Here is a 15,909-nt window from a genome sequence, read left to right as displayed (position 1 = left end):
CGGCATGACCCGGATCTACATACCCGCGAACGCGGAGATACTGGCTCACCTCGCCTCCAAGGGCGAGGTGAGTCCGGCTTCGGCCGTCCACACGGTGACCGCCTGGCTCAAGCGCGAGGCGCCGAAGGCCGACCTCGAGGACCTGGAGTACACGGCGTTCGCCGACGCGGCGCTGGCGTCGGTGGCGCTCCTGCAGGGGCAGCCGCCGCGCCGCGTGGTCATCTCCGCCGACGTCCCCGACGACCAGGTCGCGGAACAGCCCGAAGGCACCGCCGCCGTGTTCGATGGCAGTGTGCGGTTGAAGAAGGTGGCGGCGATCCATATGGACGACGCCGCCGCTGCCGCCGAGATCGCGGCCGAGCTCGCCTCGGACGAGCCCGACCTGGACCTGATCGAGTCGAACGTGCTCGACTGGTATTCCCCGGCGGAGCTTCAGGACCTCTTGGCGGCCTTGGCCTTAGGGGCCTTCGGCAGCAGCAGGCCGAACGCGAGCACGGCGCAGAACGCGCCGGCGAACATCGCGGTCATCGACCCGTTGTACTGCCACTGGAAGCTGAGCGACAGGAACGCCTCGTCGAGCGGCGCGACCTCGTCGAGGCCGACGTTGAGGAGTACTTCGACGCCGATCTGGGCGATGATCGTGGACACCATCCAGATCGCGCCGGGGGTCGCCCCCGCCACGAGGTGCCCGAGGAGCTTGACGCCCGCCTTCTTCTGGCGCAGGTACAGGAACGCGCAGATGCCGCAGGCGAGCCCGGCGACGAACGGCAGGATCTGGCCGAGCGCGCCGTACTGGTCGAGCGGGTCGGAGAACAGGCTCACCGACGTGGCCGACTCGAACAGGCCGCGGGCGAACATGGAGACCAGCAGCAGCAGGGTCGCGCTCAGGCCTGCGGCGACGGTGACGCTGCGCCTGGGCAGCGCGAAGAGCCCGCCGATGACCCCGGACCCGAGCAGGACGAGCGCGAGGACCAGCGCGATCGACGCGTCGGGGGCGAAGCTCGCGTAGCCGGTGGCGGCGGCGATGAGCCCGACGACGAGCGACCCGAGCACGGTCAGGGCCCGCTTTGGGCCCTTGACGAGCCGCGGGACGACGACGCCCGCGACCGCGCCCGCGAAGGCGGTGACGATGATGGGGCTGAACAGGCTGTTCGCCAGGAGCATGACGCCGGTGTCGTCGAGCCCGTCGGCCATCCCGGTCAACTGGTAGAGCGAGAAGACGACCCCGCCCAGCGAGAGCGCCGCGGCGGCGCCGAGCACCCAGAGCGCGACGCGTCCCGGCTCGACCTCGGGGGCCGCCGCCCGCTCGGTCTCCTGCTCCTGCGCCTGTGCTTCCTGCGTTTCAGTCACCAGCCCAGAGTACGTATCCCCGTTCGGGCGGCTGCATCACACCGCTTCCTCCGCTTTGTTGGCTTCGCACCAGGTCGCGGGGCCCGAACTGTGCGAGGATGGCGGCAGGACCAAGAGTCTTGTAGCCTACTGATCAAAGACATGAAACCGCAGTAGCCATCGATTCGACGGGAGGGCGCGATGGACGCCTTGTTTACGGTTCCCACTCCGGAGAATGAACCGGTCAATTCGTACGCACCGGGCACTCCTGAGCGCGAAAGCCTCCAGAAGACGCTCGCCGAACTCGCGAGCACCCAGCTCGACCTCGACCACAACATCTCCGGCGAGTGGCGCCGCGGCTCCGGCCCTGAGATCAAGGTCGTCCAGCCCCACAACCGCGCCCACGTCCTCGGCGTCACCCGCGAGGCCACCGCCGCCGAATGGGCCGACGCGGTCGCCGCCGCCAAGGCCGCCCGCCACGACTGGATCCGCATGGACTTCGCCGACCGCGCGGCGATCTTCCTGCGCGCCGCCGAGCTCATCGCCGGGCCCTACCGCGACGTCCTCAACGGCGCCACCATGCTCGGCCAGTCCAAGACCGCCGCGCAGGCCGAGATCGACGCCGCGTGCGAGCTCATCGACTTCCTGCGCTTCAACGTCAGCTTCGCCGAAGGCATCTACCGGCAGCAGCCGAACTCCTCCAAGGGCCTGTGGAACCGCACCGACCACCGGCCGCTCGACGGGTTCGTCCTCGCGATCACCCCGTTCAACTTCACCGCCATCGCGGGCAACCTCCCCACGGCCCCGGCCCTCATGGGCAACACCGTCGTGTGGAAGCCCTCGCCGACCCAGCAGTTCGCGGCGCACTTCGTCATGAAGGTGCTCCTCGAAGCGGGCCTGCCGCACGGCGTCATCAACATGGTCACCGGCGTCGGCGAGCACAGCGAGACCGCCCTCCTCGACCCCGACCTGGGCGGCATCCACTTCACCGGCTCCACCAAGACCTTCCAGCACCTGTGGGCCACGGTGGGGCAGAACATCGCCGGGTACCGCACCTACCCGCGGCTCGTCGGCGAGACCGGCGGCAAGGACTTCATCGTCGCCCACCCGAGCGCCGACCTCCAGTCCCTCGCGGTCGCGATGGTCCGCGGCGCGTACGAGTACCAGGGCCAGAAGTGCTCGGCCCTCTCGCGCACCTACGTGCCCGCGTCCCTGTGGCGCGCGGGCCTCAAGGACGCCGTGGTCGGCATGACCGAGGACATCACGTACGGCGACGTCACCGACTTCGCCAACTTCGGCGGCGCCGTCATCGACGACCGCGCGTTCGCCAAGCACGCCGCGCTCTTCGAACGCCTCCGAGACGACGCGAAGGCCACCGTCGTCACCGGCGGCTCGGCCGACGACTCGCAGGGCTTCTTCGTGCAGCCCACGCTCATCGAGTCCACCGACCCGGCACACGAGCTGTTCACCGACGAGTACTTCGGGCCGATCAACGGCGTCTACGTCTACGACGACGCCGACTTCGACGCCGTCGTCCGCCAGGCCGCCGACATCGCCCCGTACGCGCTCACCGGCGCGGTCTTCGCCAACGACCGGGCCGCGATCGCCCGCGCGAGTGAAGAACTGCGCTTCGCCGCGGGCAACTACTACATCAACGACAAGCCCACCGGCGCCGTCGTCGGCCAGCAGCCCTTCGGCGGCGCCCGCGGCTCGGGCACCAACGACAAGGCCGGGTCCTGGCAGAACCTCGTCCGCTGGGTCAGCCCGCGCTCCATCAAGGAGAACTTCCTGCCGCCCACCGACTACCGCTACCCCCACCAGGGCTAGCGCGTCCCGCGCAGGGGGCCCGGACCGCGAGGTCCGGGCCCTTTTATGCTTGGCCCATGACGAAGCGTGAGCACCCGCTCAAGGGCGAGTTCGACACTGCCACGGCCCGTTGGGAACGCACCACCCACGAGGACGGCACGCCCGCCGCGCTCGAGATCGGCTACGCCGACAACGGCCTCGTGGCGCTGCGCATGGCCGAGGACCCCGAGGGCGACGTCCTCATCTACACCCCGTCCGAGTGGGAGGCCTTCGTCGAAGGCGTCCGCGACGGCGAGTTCGACCTCGAGACCTGGGAAGACGAGCCCATCGTCGAGATCATCGAAGACGACGAGGACGAACCCGCCGACAAGTAAGCCCCGCAAGCACTCACGGCCGCGCCGACTCCTGTCGGCGCGGCCGTCCGCGTTCCCCGCATCGCCGGAAAGTGCCAACCTGAATTTCTCGGGAATCTCTTGTATCCGATCGGACTCGGCGGTCTCTTCCCTGGTGAAAGTCGCGATACCCGCCCAGCCCGTGGCGTTCGCGGCATTCCGGGCTTGAGTGCCTCCCGACCTATCGGCGCCGCGCACGGACCTTCGCGGACCCCGTGCGTGGCGGCAGGCGGGGAGAATGGATCACGAAGAGATCCCCCTCCTCACCGAACAACCGCATAGACCCCCGAGCCAAGTAGAGGAGCCCCCATGCGATTGGTGTTCGCCGATCACGAACCCCATCTGAAGCCCAACCCCCGCCGCGACCACATGAGCGGCGTCCCCGAACTCGCCTACGCGACGCTGGACCGCCACGGCGGCCGCGTCCTCGCCCCGGGACAGGTCATGCGCACTGCGGGCCACTCGGCCCCGATCGGCACGATCTACCGGTACGACCGCCTGCTCGTCGACGAGTCGGTCATCCACGACACCGATACTCGCGAGAAGCTCGAGGAAGCCATCCGTCCGACCGGAATGTGGATGGAGAGCCAGGCGGCGAGTTCGATCGTCTCGGGTCAGGGCTCCTACCGAGTCCCGGTCCTGAGCGCCCACGGAGATCAGGCCGCGGTCGACGCTTGGTCGCTGCTGCAGCGGCTGCGCACTGTGAACGACGAATCCAGCCTTCCCAATGAACTGCTTGACAAGGTCCGCCTCGAGCACTTGATGATCTGCTCGAAGAGCGGATCCGGTGTCGGCGGCAGTGAGCCGCCCCCCGGAGAAGGGCGCTCCTTCTCGCTTGGCCGAATCCCGGTGGACATGGTGAATCCGATGCCGGAGCGGCGGCAGCTGGACCGCCGTCTGCGGGTGGCCATCCTGGACACCGGCGTGCCTTCCAAGCACCCCGCGTTCGACGTCTCGGACCGGACCGAGAACGAGGACACGTTCGTCGTCGTCGACCACGCCTTCCAGACCAAGATCGGCGAGCACTCCGATTCGCCCGCGATCCCGCTCGACGACCCGTGGGAAGGACCGGTGCACGAGCCGACCCTCATCGGCGAGGTTGCCAGCCACTTCGGCCACGGGACCTTCATGACCGGCCTGCTCCGGCAGATGGCTCCGGACGTCCAGATCTACTCGCTCAAGGTCGTCCACAACGACGGACTGGCCTACGAGCACGAGGTCATCGGCGCACTCCACCACGTCGCCGACCAGGTCGAAGCCGCTCGAGGCGGTGACGCCGATGCACTCGGCGTGGATGTGGTCGTCCTGGCGATGGGTTACGTCGACGAGAGCCCCGAGGATCAGCCTGGGGGATGGATCGGCAACGCGGTTCAGCGCCTCGCGGAGCTGGGCATCCCGGTCGTCGCCGCGGCGGGGAACCAGTCATCGGACCGGCCGTTCTACCCGGCGGCATTCGCCGCGCATCCGCAGCCGGAGACCGCGGCGCCGATCCTGAGCGTCGGAGCCCTGAACCCCAACCGCCACATCGCGATGTTCTCCAATGAAGGCCCCTGGGTCTCGTGCTACGCCACCGGGGCCGGTTTGGTGAGCACGTACCCGTGCGAGGCGAAGGGTTCGCGGATGCCCGATCGCCGGGCCAAGTCGACGATTCTCAACCGTCACCGTGAGAGCCACGACCCCGACGACTTCTCCTCCGGCTTCGCGGTCTGGAGCGGCACGTCGTTCGCCGCACCGCTTGCCGCGGCGTTCCTCGTGAACGCGATGGCCGAATCGGAGATGACCAAAGTCGAAGATGCCATCCAAGCGTCAGCGCGTGCGCACGAAGCGTTGAAGCACTTGAAGAGCCGCTAGCCTGAAGTCATGAACGCGACTTCGGCTCACTCGGTGGCCGCCGTGGATTACGACCGGCGCGCGCAGCTCTACCTGGCTGCGCGCGCCGGGGACGGCATGGCGCAGCAAACCCTGGTCAGGGAGCTCAACGAGCTTCTGTGGCGGGCGGCTCGCCGCACCGGTCTCGACCGGGAGAGTGCTTCGGACGTTGTCCAGACGGCATGGCTTCGACTGTGGCACATCGAGAAAGAGCTTGAGCAGCCTCGAGCGCTGACCAAGTGGTTGCTCACCACGGTCAGTCGCGAGGCCTGGAAGCAGATCGGGCACATGCGGCGCGAAGTCGTCGCCGATCCGATCGACATCCAGGACCAAGCGACCATCGAAGACATCGAGGACAGTCTCGTTCGCGATGTCGAACGAGAGGCCGTGCGTCGTGCCTTTCTGGCTCAACCGGAACGGTGCCGGCGACTGCTCGCCTTCGTGGCGACGGTCGCCCGACCCGACTACGACGTCATCGCCGAGGCACTCGGGATGAAGCGGGGGAGCATCGGACCCACTCGGGGCCGCTGCTTGGACAAACTGAGGAGGACGCTCCTGGACGATCCGTCCTGGAGCGGAGGTGAGGAGCGGGATGAACACGCAGCCTGAATATGAGAATCAGGGTGAATTCGAGCCATTGGACTCCTGCGACGAACGAATTCTCTCGGTGATCAACGAACTGCACCATCGGGACGACCCGATCCCAGACGATCTCAACGAGCGCGTGCAATTCGTACTCGAACTTGAATCTGAGCTCGACGCTCGCGTAGCAAGAATCTCGCGTTCAAGCGAGTTGGTACTGACACGGGGCGATGCAGAACTCGCGGTAAGCCAGGGTGATCCGGCGACTGTCACCTTCGACTGCGAGACCGTGACCGTGATGGTCACCCCGCGGCCTTCAGCGTTGCGGGAACTGCGACTCGACGGATGGATAGGCCCTGAGGGAACCTACGAAGTCGAGCTCAGAAGTCCAGATGGCTCGAAACTCGCGTCGACCGATGACACCGGTCGGTTCGTTCTCGAAGGCCTGCCCGACGGTCAGATGTTCCAACTGGTGATCCGGCCGAGTGAGGCACTTCAGCGCGATGGACTACCGGCGGTGGTCGTCACGCCTGCGGTCCGGCTGTAGCATGTGAAGAATGCTTCAACGCGCGTGGCGCTTGTTCAAAAGAGGTCAGCGCCTGCACCGCCGCGGCCGAATACGAGATGCTGAACAGATCCTCGTGGAGGCGCTTTCGCATCTCGACTGGGATCCGGAGCGGCCGCCGGCGGCGGGCACCGCACGCGCGCGGTTGACGGCTCAGGTACTCATGATTCGATCGACCAACTTGGCGCAGATGGGCGAGCCCGCAGCTGGAATGCGCCTCCTCGACAGCGCGGAAGCGTTCGTGTTTCCGCAGGACCGCGGCATGCTCCTTCATCAGCGAGCTTTCAACCTTTGGCAGAGCGGACGTCTAGCGGATGCACTGCGGTGGTTTGAGGAAGCAGAACCGCACTTGGCCGAGAACGGGCCCGAGAACCTCTACGCAGGGCTGTTCATCAATCGCGCCCTGGTCTGGCGAGACCTTGGCGAGTTGCGAAAGGGAATGGAGAGCATCCAGCGTGCGATCGAGCTTTACGATCGCATCGATGTTCCCGCGAACAGGGCCAAGGCGATCCATCTCCAAGTGATGCTCTGGCTCGACCTCGGCGAGGTGACCAAGGCGTTGGCTGCATTCGACAGCGTGCGCGAGCAATTTCGCACGTATGCACCGGAGCTCGAAGCATTCGTCGACGCGTCGTACGGTGACGCGCTTCTCTATGTGGGCATGTACCGGCAGGCGACCGAACACTGGACGCAGGCCATCGTCGCCCATCAGAGGGCAGGCGAGCGCAGAAATGCGGCTATCTGCGAATTCTGGCGTGCTGTCACGGCATTTGAAGAGCGGCAGTTCGAACAGGCCGAGCAGTGGGCTGAACAGGCCATGCAGTCACTGTACGAGCAGGGTAATGAGCCGGTTGCATTTCTGGCCCGATTGCTGATCCTGCAGGGGCAGTTCGACTCTGAGCAAGAGGGTCCAGATTTCGCTGACCGAGTGCTGCGGCTTTGTGACGCGCTTGAGAATCGAGGCTGGGCCTTGCGACTCAATCAGGCGAGGATTCTCGCCGCCCGAGCGCGAATCAGGTCGGGCGATCTGGAGGGCGTCGAGGCGATCCTCCAGGACGATCATGGTGGCCCTGGATACGAGGCGTTGGCGGAGGGTCTGGCGCGGCACCTCGCGAAGGCCGAGTTGGTAATCGCCCGAGGTGCGGATCCCATGCCGGAGTTGAAGGCCGGACTGGATCAACTCGACGAATACCGAATGAGATTCGGTTCGGTTGAATTTCAGGCCGGTGTCTCAGCGCTCGGAGTGCAGCTGGCCGGCCGAGGCCTCGTATATACGACCAACAACGGCACCCCATCGGAGATGCTGTGGTGGGTCGAGCGAAGCCGAGCGCAGGGATTGCGTATTCCTCCTGTCAAGTCGGCGACCGAACCCGACGCCCGGGAGTCGCTAGGTCGGCTTCGGCAGGCACGCCAGGAATTGTGGAACCTCCAGGTCGAGGGCAAGGATGCCTCCCGTGCGCTTCAGCGTGTGCGCGAACTCGAGGAGAACATTCGAAACTACGACCGCACGACTCCCGGTCCTGGTCAGCAAGCCGAACGGATTGCTCCTGAGGACCTTCACCAACTCGCGCAAGCGCGCGAGACCGTGGTGGTCAACCTCTACGAGGTCGGCGGAGACATCCGGGCGATCTTGGCCGGGGGCGACGGGCTTCGGCACTCCCGGCTGATGCCACTGGAAGCGGCCTCCGAACTCGAGCGTCGACTCGGTGCCGACCTCGATGCCCTCGGTAGGCCTTTCAAACTTCCGCCTCGTCTGCAGACGAGTGTCGAAGGCTCTTTGCGTCGCAATGCCGCCGCCCTCGCTGAGGGTATCTGGGAGCCGATCGACGATTATGTCGGCGACCGCCAAGTCGTCATCGTGCCGCACAGCCGTCTCGCATGGGTCCCTTGGCCTTTGCTTCCGCAACTGCGTGGTCGGCCCATGACCGTTTCCCCCTCTGCCGAAGCCTGGTGGCGGGCGGTGCGCCGCGAGCGAGCGACCGGTCCGGCCCTGGTGGCCGCCGGGCCCGCGCTGTCCCGTGCTGGCGGTGAGATTGAAACGATTGCAGGTCTTTATCCGGGCGCCAACTTGATCACCGCCGATGAGTCGGATCCTGAGATGGTCTTGAAGGCGCTCGACGGTGCTTCTGTCGCCCACATTGCGGCGCATGGGCATCACGAGCCTGACAACGTGCTCTTCTCCCGGCTCGACTTCGGTCTAGGTCCGCTCAACGCGTACGAACTCCTCGGCCTCGACCAACCGCCCGGCCATGTCGTGCTCTCTTCCTGCGACCTCGGTCGGTCGACCGTAGCTGTCGGAAACGAGACACTCGGCTTCACCGCCGCGCTCCTGCACGCCGGAACCTCGACCGTCGTCTCCAGCCTCGGCCGCGTCCCCGACGACATGGCGGCCGAGATGATGATCGAGTACCACAAGCGCTGCGTCGCCGGAGCCACCCCGGCCGAAGCCCTTGCGGCCGTGGGCGAACACCGGCCGTGGCATCCGTTCGTCGCGTTCGGCGCGTGACCGCCCCGCCCACTCCTGAGTGAGGTCCACCCCTGATGACCGAAGCCCCGCCCGAATCCCGATCCATGTTCCGCAATCCCGACTACCGGAAGATCTTCACCTCGGTGGGGGCGAGCCAGATCGGTCTGCAGGTCGCGTACTTCTCGATCTCGATCATCGCGGTGGTCGTGCTCGACCTGAGCGAGTCGCAGATCGGCGTCCTGTACGCGATGGACCAGATCGCGCTGGTCATGTTCGGCCTGCTCGTCGGCGTATGGGTGGACCGGCTGCGGGACAAGCCGATCATCGTCGCGAGCGAGATCCTACGGGCTGCGGTGATGGCGAGCGTCCCTATTGCGTGGGCGTTCGACGCGCTCACGACGGCGCACGTCTTCGCGGCGATGTTCCTGCTCGGCCTGACTTCGGTCTTCTTCGATGTGGCTCAGTCGAGCTACGTCCCGCGCCTGATCGACAACAAGAGCCTCGCCAGCGGCAACTCCCGCATCCAAGGGATCCGGTCGGCCTCCGACACCGGCGGGCCTCTCGCCGCAGGCCCGCTCGTCGCGCTGCTCACGGCACCCGTGGCGATGCTCGTTGCAGTCGCGTCGTTCGCGATCTCGGCGTTCTCGGTGGCCCGCATCGAATACCGTGAGGAAGAACCCGAGAAGCCCGAGAAGCCGCACCTCGGCTCTGAAATCGTCCAGGGCGTCAAGTTCATCTTCCGCGATCCGACACTCCGCAGCATCCTGCTGGTGAGCACCTGGTGCAACCTCTCGGTCGGCGCGTTCCAGGCGATGCTGATGGTGTTCCTGATCCGCGAAGCCGGCCAGTCGAGCGAGGTCGCCGGGTTCGTGCTCGCGGGCTCGGGGATCGGCGGGATTCTCGGGGCGATGCTCGTCGGCCGGATCTCCAAGAAAGCAGGCATCGGCCCGACTGCGATTGCGGCCCTTGCCCTCTCGGGCCCGGGCATGGCGATCGTGGCGTCGTCCGGACCCGGCTGGGGCGCGGCGGTGGCCTTCTTCGGACAGATCGTCTACGTCGCGGCGATCGTCGTGTTCAACGTGAACGTCATCAGCTACCGGCAAGCGGTGACCCCGGACGACATGCAGGGCCGCGTCGGCGCGACGCAACGCGTGATCTGCTGGGCGGGGCTCGCGGTCGGTTCGATCGTCGGCGGGTTCACCGGTGACCTGCTGAGCGCCCGCGCCGCTCTCCTGATCGCGGCCGCGATGCTCTTCGCAGGGACGCTCCCGCTCCTGTGGACGCCGCTGCGGAAGCTCCGCGAGATCCCCGACGAGGACGCGCTCGACGCGAAGCCCGCCTGATCGGCATCCCGGCCGATGTCCGAGCCGTTGCCGCGCAGTAGATTCCAGGGGATGAAGGAAACCTGGGATCCGGAAGCCCCCGGCGTGATGCGCCTGCCGTCCGGCCGACTCGTGCGCGGACGCGGCCTCGCCCGGCCGCTACCTGAAGGCCCGACACCGGACTTCGCCCTCTACCTCCTCGGCAAGGAACCGCCCGCCGTCGCATGGGAGGCCGAGTGGGTCCGCTGGCCCGACTTCCGGCTCCCCAGCGATAAGCCCGATTTCGCCGCGAAGCTCCGCACCGCCTGGACCCGCGCCGAGTCCGAACGCGTCGAGTTCGCCTGCCACGGCGGCCACGGCCGCACCGGCACCGCCCTCGCCTGCCTCGCGATCCTCGACGGCGTCCCCGCCCCCGAAGCGGTCGCCTACGTCCGCGCCCACTATGCCGCCAAAGCAGTAGAGACCCCCTGGCAATCCCGCTTCGTCGCCCGCTTCGCCTGAACCGCTTGAAGCTTCAGCCAGAGCGCAACGCGGCGATCGATTCGATCAGACCAGATCGCTCAAGTTGCGCGAGTACATCGTCGATAGTCTCGGGCGGCTTCCTCCGTGAGTCCGCAATGCGCTGCAAGCACGTCCATACCCGCTAGAGGACGTTCGCGTCGTAGAGGACTCGAAGCGGCACTGTCAGCCCCCCAGTTCCTGACCGAGGTCACCGAGCTCGTCCGCGGCCTTCCGGCGCTGGTCGTCGTCGGTTCGCTTGTAGGCCAGAAGATCCGTGAGCAGGATGCGGCGGTGGCGGCCGACCTTGCGGTGGGGGATCGCGCCGTCCTCGAGGAGCCCGACGACATAGGGCCGGGAGACGCCGAGCAGGTCGGCGGCCTGTTGGGTGGTGACCTCGGCCTGCGAGGGGATCACTGAGACCCCGCGGCCTTCGGCGAGCTGAGCCAGGATCTGCGCGAACAAGGTGACCGCGGGCCGCGGTAGCACCAGCGAGGGCTCCCCGTGCTCGACCATCACCTCGATCATTTCCGGCTCGACGGGGTGTTTCGCGAGGTAGTCCTTGATGCGCCGCAGCGCGCGCTGCGCGACCTCCGCATCGACGTCGCCGGGTTGCACCGAGCTGACCGATCCGATTCCAGTCATGTTCAACGACCTCCTCATCGCATCATATGAAATATTCGAAATAAACGCAACCAGTGAATGTTCGGTTCGATTGAATCGGGGCTCGCGGACATTCGTGGGAGCGCGAGTGGGGTGGTAGGCGGTTGCAGCGGAATTGGCATAGGGTGGGGCGCGTAACCCCCGTGAAGACGAGCACCCCTTGAGGTTCGGAATGGCGCAACCCGGAACGCAGCGGCGGCGCTGGCTGCCCGTGCTCGTCGTGGTCGCCGCGCTCCTGGTGGTCGGGCTGGCCGCGCAGGGCGCCGGGCTGCAGTGGCAGGAAGCCGAGATCCCGGACGCCACCGGGGAGGGGGACCCGCCGCCACCGCCGCCACAGGAGTCGGTCGAGATCCCCAGCCTGCCGCCGGAGGGCGAGCCCCGCGATGGGTTCACGCTGCCCGGGTGGGTCTCCTGGGTCGTGCTCCTCATCCTCGTGGGCATCCCCGTCGGGCTTATCCTGATCTTCTTGACGCGCAAGCTCATCGAATGGATCGTCGACGCCCCGCCCAGCAGCGGCGTCGCCGAACCCGAACCCGACTACCTGCACCGGGACTTCACGCTCGTCGAGAACGCCGTCAACGCCGCGCTCGCCGAGATGGACCTCGGCGACGACCCGCGCGCGGCCATCATGGCCTGCTGGCTCCACTTCGAACACGCCTCCGAAGCCGTCGGGATCGAACGCGAATCCTCCGACACCCCGGCCGACCTCGTCCGCAAACTGCTCGTCAGGCACGAACTCGACGGCAGCGCGCTGCGCCGCCTCTCCGCGGCCTACCTCCGCGCCCGCTACTCGCCGCACCAGGTCGTCGAGGCCGACCGCGACCAGGCCCGCGACGCGCTCGTCGCGCTCCAGGCCCAGCTCGGCGTGAGGACCGGCCGATGAAGGAGTTCCTCTCGCCGTTCGGGCGGCTCAAGCTGTGGCCCGCCGTCGGTGCCGTCGCCCTAGCGTTCGTGTTCTGGGCCGCCGCCCGCATCACCGGCGTCGACTTCGCGATCTGGCAGCTCGTACTCCTCTCTCTTGCGGCCCTGCTCGCCAACTCCGTCGTGAACGGCATGCGCGCCGACACCGAGAAGGCCCCGCCGCTCGTCACCTCCACCGTGAACGAACCGAGCTGGCGGCCCTTCACCGAGGTCAACCGCTGGGAGGACCGGCTCATCTTCGCCGAGGCCAAACCCGGCCGCTTCGAAGGCACGAACGCGAAGCGGCAGCTCGCCGAGGTCGCCTCCGAACGCCTGCGCCTGCGCCGCGGCCTCTCGCTCTCCAACCAGCCCGACCAGTGCCGGGCCCTCCTCGGCGACCCGACGTTCCTGTTCCTGACCGAACCCGCGCCCGACTGCCCGACCCCTCGGCAGCTCGGCGAATACCTGCAAGCCATCGAGGAGATCTAATGTCAGACACCCCGGGCGTCAGCCTCGACCAGGTCGCCCACCACGCGAGCGCGGTCCTCAAGTCCGTCCAGTCCGTCATCGTCGGCAAGGACGAGCCGCTGAAACTCGTCCTCGCCGGCATCCTCGCGGGCGGCCACATCCTCCTCGAAGACCTTCCGGGCCTTGGCAAGACGCTCACCGCCCGCTGCTTCGCCCAGAGCCTCGGCCTGGACTTCCGGCGCCTCCAGTTCACCCCCGACCTGCTCCCCGCCGACGTCACCGGGTCCCTCCTCTACAACCAGAAGTCCGGCGAGTTCGTCTACCGCAAGGGCCCCGTCCACACGAACCTGCTGCTCGCCGACGAGATCAACCGGACGCCCCCGAAGACGCAGTCGGCGCTCCTGGAGGCCATGCAGGAACGCCAGGTCTCCGTCGAAGGCGAGACCCACCTGCTCCCCGAGCCATTCACCGTCCTCGCCACCTCCAACCCCGTCGAGTTCGAGGGCACCTACCAGCTCCCCGAAGCCCAGCTCGACCGCTTCCTGCTCCGCGTCTCCTTCGGCTACCCGACCCCGGACGAGGAGTGGGAGGTCCTGCAGCGCCGCATCTCCCGCCGCGCCGAGACCGTCGACCTCGCCCCCGTCATCGACGCGAAGACCCTCGTCGGCATGCAGAAGGCCCTCGAGAACGTCACCGTCGAGGACTCGGTCGGGCGCTACATGGTCGCCATCACCGCCGCCACCCGCGGCCACGCCCAGGTCCAGGTCGGCGCCTCGCCGCGCGGGTCGCTCGCGCTGCTGCTCGCCTCCCGCGCGCTGGCCGTGCTCTCCGGGCGCGACTTCGTGACGCCGGACGACGTGAAGGGCGTCGCGGGCGCGGCCCTCGCGCACCGCATCACGCTCAAGCCCGAGCTGTGGATGCGCCGCATCGACCCGGCCTCGGTGGTCGCCGACATCTGCCACGGCGTCGCGGCCCCGCAGACCGCGCAGGCCCCCACTTACTCCGTCCAGCAATGACGCTCGCAGGCGATCCCGCGCTGAGCCTGCGCACCGACAGCGCCCGGCCGCATCGCGGGGCGCAGACGGAGCCGCCCGTGACGTGGCGGCGCACTCCTGCGCTGACGCGGGCGGTCGCGCTCGTCGCCGTCTGCCTGCTCGTCTCGGTCGCGTTCGGCCGGATCGACCTGGTGCTCATCGCCGCGCCGTTCGCGATCGGCACGGCGGTGCTGCTCCAGCACCGCCCGACCCGCCCGCCCGTCGCCCGGCTCACCGCGCACGACGATGCGACCACCGCCGAAGGCGCGACCGCTTCGGCCAGCCTCGCAGTGTTCAACCCCGAGCCGGTCCCGGTCACCACCCTGGTCACGGCCGGAGCCGACCCCTGGATCGACCTGCACACCGGCAAGGGCGACTTCGCCGAGCGCCTCGCGCCCGCGACCGGCCGCGACATGGTCGTCGCCGGACGCGCCCGCCGCTGGGGCGGGCACCATATCGGGCCGATCCACGTCCGCTCGATCGCGTGCGGGGGCCTGCTGGAGACGACGGTGCAGCGCCTGCACGGCGCGACCGTCTGGGTCCTGCCCGTCCCCGACTGGTTCGACTCGGCCGAGTCCCTCCCGTTCGCCGACGGCGTCACCGGCGTGCACCGGTCCCGGCGCGGCGGCGACTCCGGCGAGCTCGCCGAGGTCCGCCTCTACCAGCCGGGCGACCGCCTCCGCCGCATCGACTGGCGCACCTCGATGCGCAGCCAGGACCTGTACGTCAACGCGACCCTCTCCGAACGCGACACGGACGTCACCCTCATCCTCGACCTCCAGGTCGAGGCCGGCGTCTCCGGCGGCCTGGACGGCGCGGCCTCCATCGCCGACCTCACCGTGCGCGCCGCCGGGGCCGTGGCCTCCCACTATGCGCTGCAAGGCGACCGCACCTCGTGCATCGAGTTCGGCGCGCGCGGGCGCCGGATGCGGGCCGGGGCCGGGCGCCGCCACGCGGCCGCGACGCTGCGCTGGCTCGCCTCGGTCGACATGCCCGTGGACCCCCTGCCGCCTTCCCCGGAGATGCTGCGCCGCCAGCTCGCCGGGCAGCGCTCCCTGAACGTCGTGTTCACGCCGCTGCTCACGGACCGCTCGCTGGCGCTGGTCGCCGCGATCGCCCGCGCCGGGCGGCCGGTGCTCTGCGTCGACACGCTCCCGCCGCACGTCTCCCCGCCCGACCGCACACATTGGACGCCGTACGCGGAGCGGCTGTGGCGGCTCTCGCGGGCCAACACCGTCATGGAGCTGCGGGACCTCGGCGTCGCCGTCGAACCCTGGCAGGGCTCGGCGTCGCTCGACAACGTCCTCGCCGAACTCAACCGGAGGCGCTACCGATGAACACGCTTGACGAAGTCGGCGGGTCATGGACGAGCACCCTTGACGAAACCTGCGAGTCGTAGATGAGCGACCGCCACCGGAGCCTCCTCCAGGCCCTCACCGAAGGCACCCGCCACCGCCTCAAGGCGGGCAGGGCCGGGAGCGTCTCGTGGGCCCGCCGCGTCGCGCCCGCCGGGGTCCTGCTGCGCATCACCGTCGCGATCCCGCTGTTCATCGCCGCCGAGCTCGCGGTCCCGCCCGAGTGGGCCGGGGCCGGGTTCTACGTCGGGGCCGCCGCGCTCTTCGCCCTCACCGCGGCCCTGCTCCCCGGCGGGATCGCCCCGACGCTCGCGATCCTGTTCGTGCTCGCGTCCTGGCTCATCAGCGGCGCCTTCGAGGACGGCGACCCTTCCTTGTGGACGGCCACCGCCCTCGCCTGCCTGCTGTACACCGCCCACGCCACGGCCGCCGTGACCCAGCGCTTCCGAACAACTACCGCAGTGGACGGTGAGATCATGCTCACCTGGGCCCGCCACCTGGGGCTCGTCCTCGCGTCGACAGTGGGCATCGCCTGTACCCTGGCCCTGTTCACCGCGTATTTCACCGGGTTGGCCGCGGGTCTCGTCATCGGAGCCGGGATCGTGTCCGCGGTAACAGTGATCTACGTCCTCGCGCGTTCCCTACACAAGAACCCCTGA

The 15,909-nt window shown here is 68.3% G+C and carries 15 protein-coding genes and 1 pseudogene; 14 read left to right on the top strand and 2 right to left on the bottom strand.

Annotation, left to right across the window (positions count from 1 at the left end; genetic code table 11):
• Window positions 1-4: 4 nt before the first annotated feature.
• A pseudogene (locus tag ACGGCP_RS23140) lies at window positions 5-385 on the top strand (DUF6912 family protein); the annotation flags it as partial.
• A 47-nt stretch (window positions 386-432) separates the two neighbouring features.
• Here ACGGCP_RS23140 and ACGGCP_RS23135 read toward each other — a convergent pair.
• Window positions 433-1,350 carry a hypothetical protein gene (locus ACGGCP_RS23135; protein ID WP_392969758.1) on the bottom strand — a complete coding sequence of 306 codons (918 nt, stop codon included), beginning with the start codon at window positions 1,348-1,350 and terminating at the stop codon, window positions 433-435.
• A gap of 180 nt (window positions 1,351-1,530) precedes the next feature.
• Between ACGGCP_RS23135 and pruA the strand changes: the two genes are divergently transcribed.
• The 8 genes from pruA (at window position 1,531) to ACGGCP_RS23095 (ending at window position 10,833) form a co-directional block, all read left to right on the top strand.
• Complete coding sequence (gene pruA / locus ACGGCP_RS23130) at window positions 1,531-3,156, top strand: L-glutamate gamma-semialdehyde dehydrogenase (protein ID WP_392969754.1); 1,626 nt, start codon at window positions 1,531-1,533, stop codon at window positions 3,154-3,156.
• 56 nt (window positions 3,157-3,212) lie between these two features.
• Window positions 3,213-3,509: a DUF397 domain-containing protein gene (locus ACGGCP_RS23125; RefSeq protein ID WP_392969752.1), complete on the top strand. Its 297-nt coding sequence runs from the start codon at window positions 3,213-3,215 to the stop codon at window positions 3,507-3,509.
• 327 nt (window positions 3,510-3,836) lie between these two features.
• Window positions 3,837-5,378 (top strand): S8 family serine peptidase, encoded by a 1,542-nt coding sequence (locus tag ACGGCP_RS23120; RefSeq protein WP_392969749.1) that lies wholly within the window; start codon window positions 3,837-3,839, stop codon window positions 5,376-5,378.
• A 9-nt stretch (window positions 5,379-5,387) separates the two neighbouring features.
• Window positions 5,388-6,005 carry an RNA polymerase sigma factor gene (locus ACGGCP_RS23115; RefSeq protein WP_392969746.1) on the top strand — a complete coding sequence of 206 codons (618 nt, stop codon included), beginning with the start codon at window positions 5,388-5,390 and terminating at the stop codon, window positions 6,003-6,005.
• Window positions 5,989-6,525: a carboxypeptidase regulatory-like domain-containing protein gene (locus ACGGCP_RS23110; protein ID WP_392969743.1), complete on the top strand. Its 537-nt coding sequence runs from the start codon at window positions 5,989-5,991 to the stop codon at window positions 6,523-6,525. Before ACGGCP_RS23115 ends, ACGGCP_RS23110 begins: the two co-directional genes overlap by 17 nt.
• A gap of 10 nt (window positions 6,526-6,535) precedes the next feature.
• Entirely contained in the window at window positions 6,536-9,049 is a 2,514-nt protein-coding gene (locus tag ACGGCP_RS23105; protein ID WP_392969740.1) for a CHAT domain-containing protein, read from the top strand.
• 35 nt (window positions 9,050-9,084) lie between these two features.
• Window positions 9,085-10,353 (top strand): MFS transporter, encoded by a 1,269-nt coding sequence (locus ACGGCP_RS23100; RefSeq protein WP_392969737.1) that lies wholly within the window; start codon window positions 9,085-9,087, stop codon window positions 10,351-10,353.
• 51 nt (window positions 10,354-10,404) lie between these two features.
• Window positions 10,405-10,833 (top strand): protein phosphatase, encoded by a 429-nt coding sequence (locus ACGGCP_RS23095; protein WP_392969734.1) that lies wholly within the window; start codon window positions 10,405-10,407, stop codon window positions 10,831-10,833.
• 183 nt (window positions 10,834-11,016) lie between these two features.
• Here ACGGCP_RS23095 and ACGGCP_RS23090 read toward each other — a convergent pair whose 3' ends face one another.
• Window positions 11,017-11,475, bottom strand: a complete 459-nt coding sequence (locus tag ACGGCP_RS23090) for a helix-turn-helix domain-containing protein (protein ID WP_392969731.1) — start codon at window positions 11,473-11,475, stop codon at window positions 11,017-11,019.
• 190 nt (window positions 11,476-11,665) lie between these two features.
• Here ACGGCP_RS23090 and ACGGCP_RS23085 point away from each other — a divergent pair, with 190 nt between their 5' ends.
• From ACGGCP_RS23085 to ACGGCP_RS23065, 5 genes are all read left to right on the top strand, one after another.
• Window positions 11,666-12,376 carry a DUF4129 domain-containing protein gene (locus ACGGCP_RS23085; RefSeq protein ID WP_392969728.1) on the top strand — a complete coding sequence of 237 codons (711 nt, stop codon included), beginning with the start codon at window positions 11,666-11,668 and terminating at the stop codon, window positions 12,374-12,376.
• Entirely contained in the window at window positions 12,373-12,882 is a 510-nt protein-coding gene (locus ACGGCP_RS23080) for a hypothetical protein (RefSeq protein WP_392969725.1), read from the top strand. The genes ACGGCP_RS23085 and ACGGCP_RS23080 overlap by 4 nt, the downstream gene beginning before the upstream one ends.
• On the top strand, window positions 12,882-13,877 hold the full coding sequence (locus tag ACGGCP_RS23075; RefSeq protein ID WP_392969722.1) for an AAA family ATPase: 996 nt from the start codon (window positions 12,882-12,884) through the stop codon (window positions 13,875-13,877). Before ACGGCP_RS23080 ends, ACGGCP_RS23075 begins: the two co-directional genes overlap by 1 nt.
• Window positions 13,874-15,232, top strand: a complete 1,359-nt coding sequence (locus ACGGCP_RS23070; RefSeq protein ID WP_392969719.1) for a DUF58 domain-containing protein — start codon at window positions 13,874-13,876, stop codon at window positions 15,230-15,232. Before ACGGCP_RS23075 ends, ACGGCP_RS23070 begins: the two co-directional genes overlap by 4 nt.
• A 62-nt stretch (window positions 15,233-15,294) precedes the next feature.
• A complete protein-coding gene (locus ACGGCP_RS23065; protein ID WP_392969716.1) occupies window positions 15,295-15,909 on the top strand; it encodes a hypothetical protein in 615 nt (204 codons plus the stop codon).

This window comes from Glycomyces sp. NPDC048151, assembly GCF_043202775.1.
Classification (GTDB): Bacteria; Actinomycetota; Actinomycetes; order Mycobacteriales; family Micromonosporaceae; genus Glycomyces.
The sequence above is the reverse complement of the archived record's forward strand: the minus strand, read 5'-3'. Positions and strand labels throughout refer to the sequence as shown.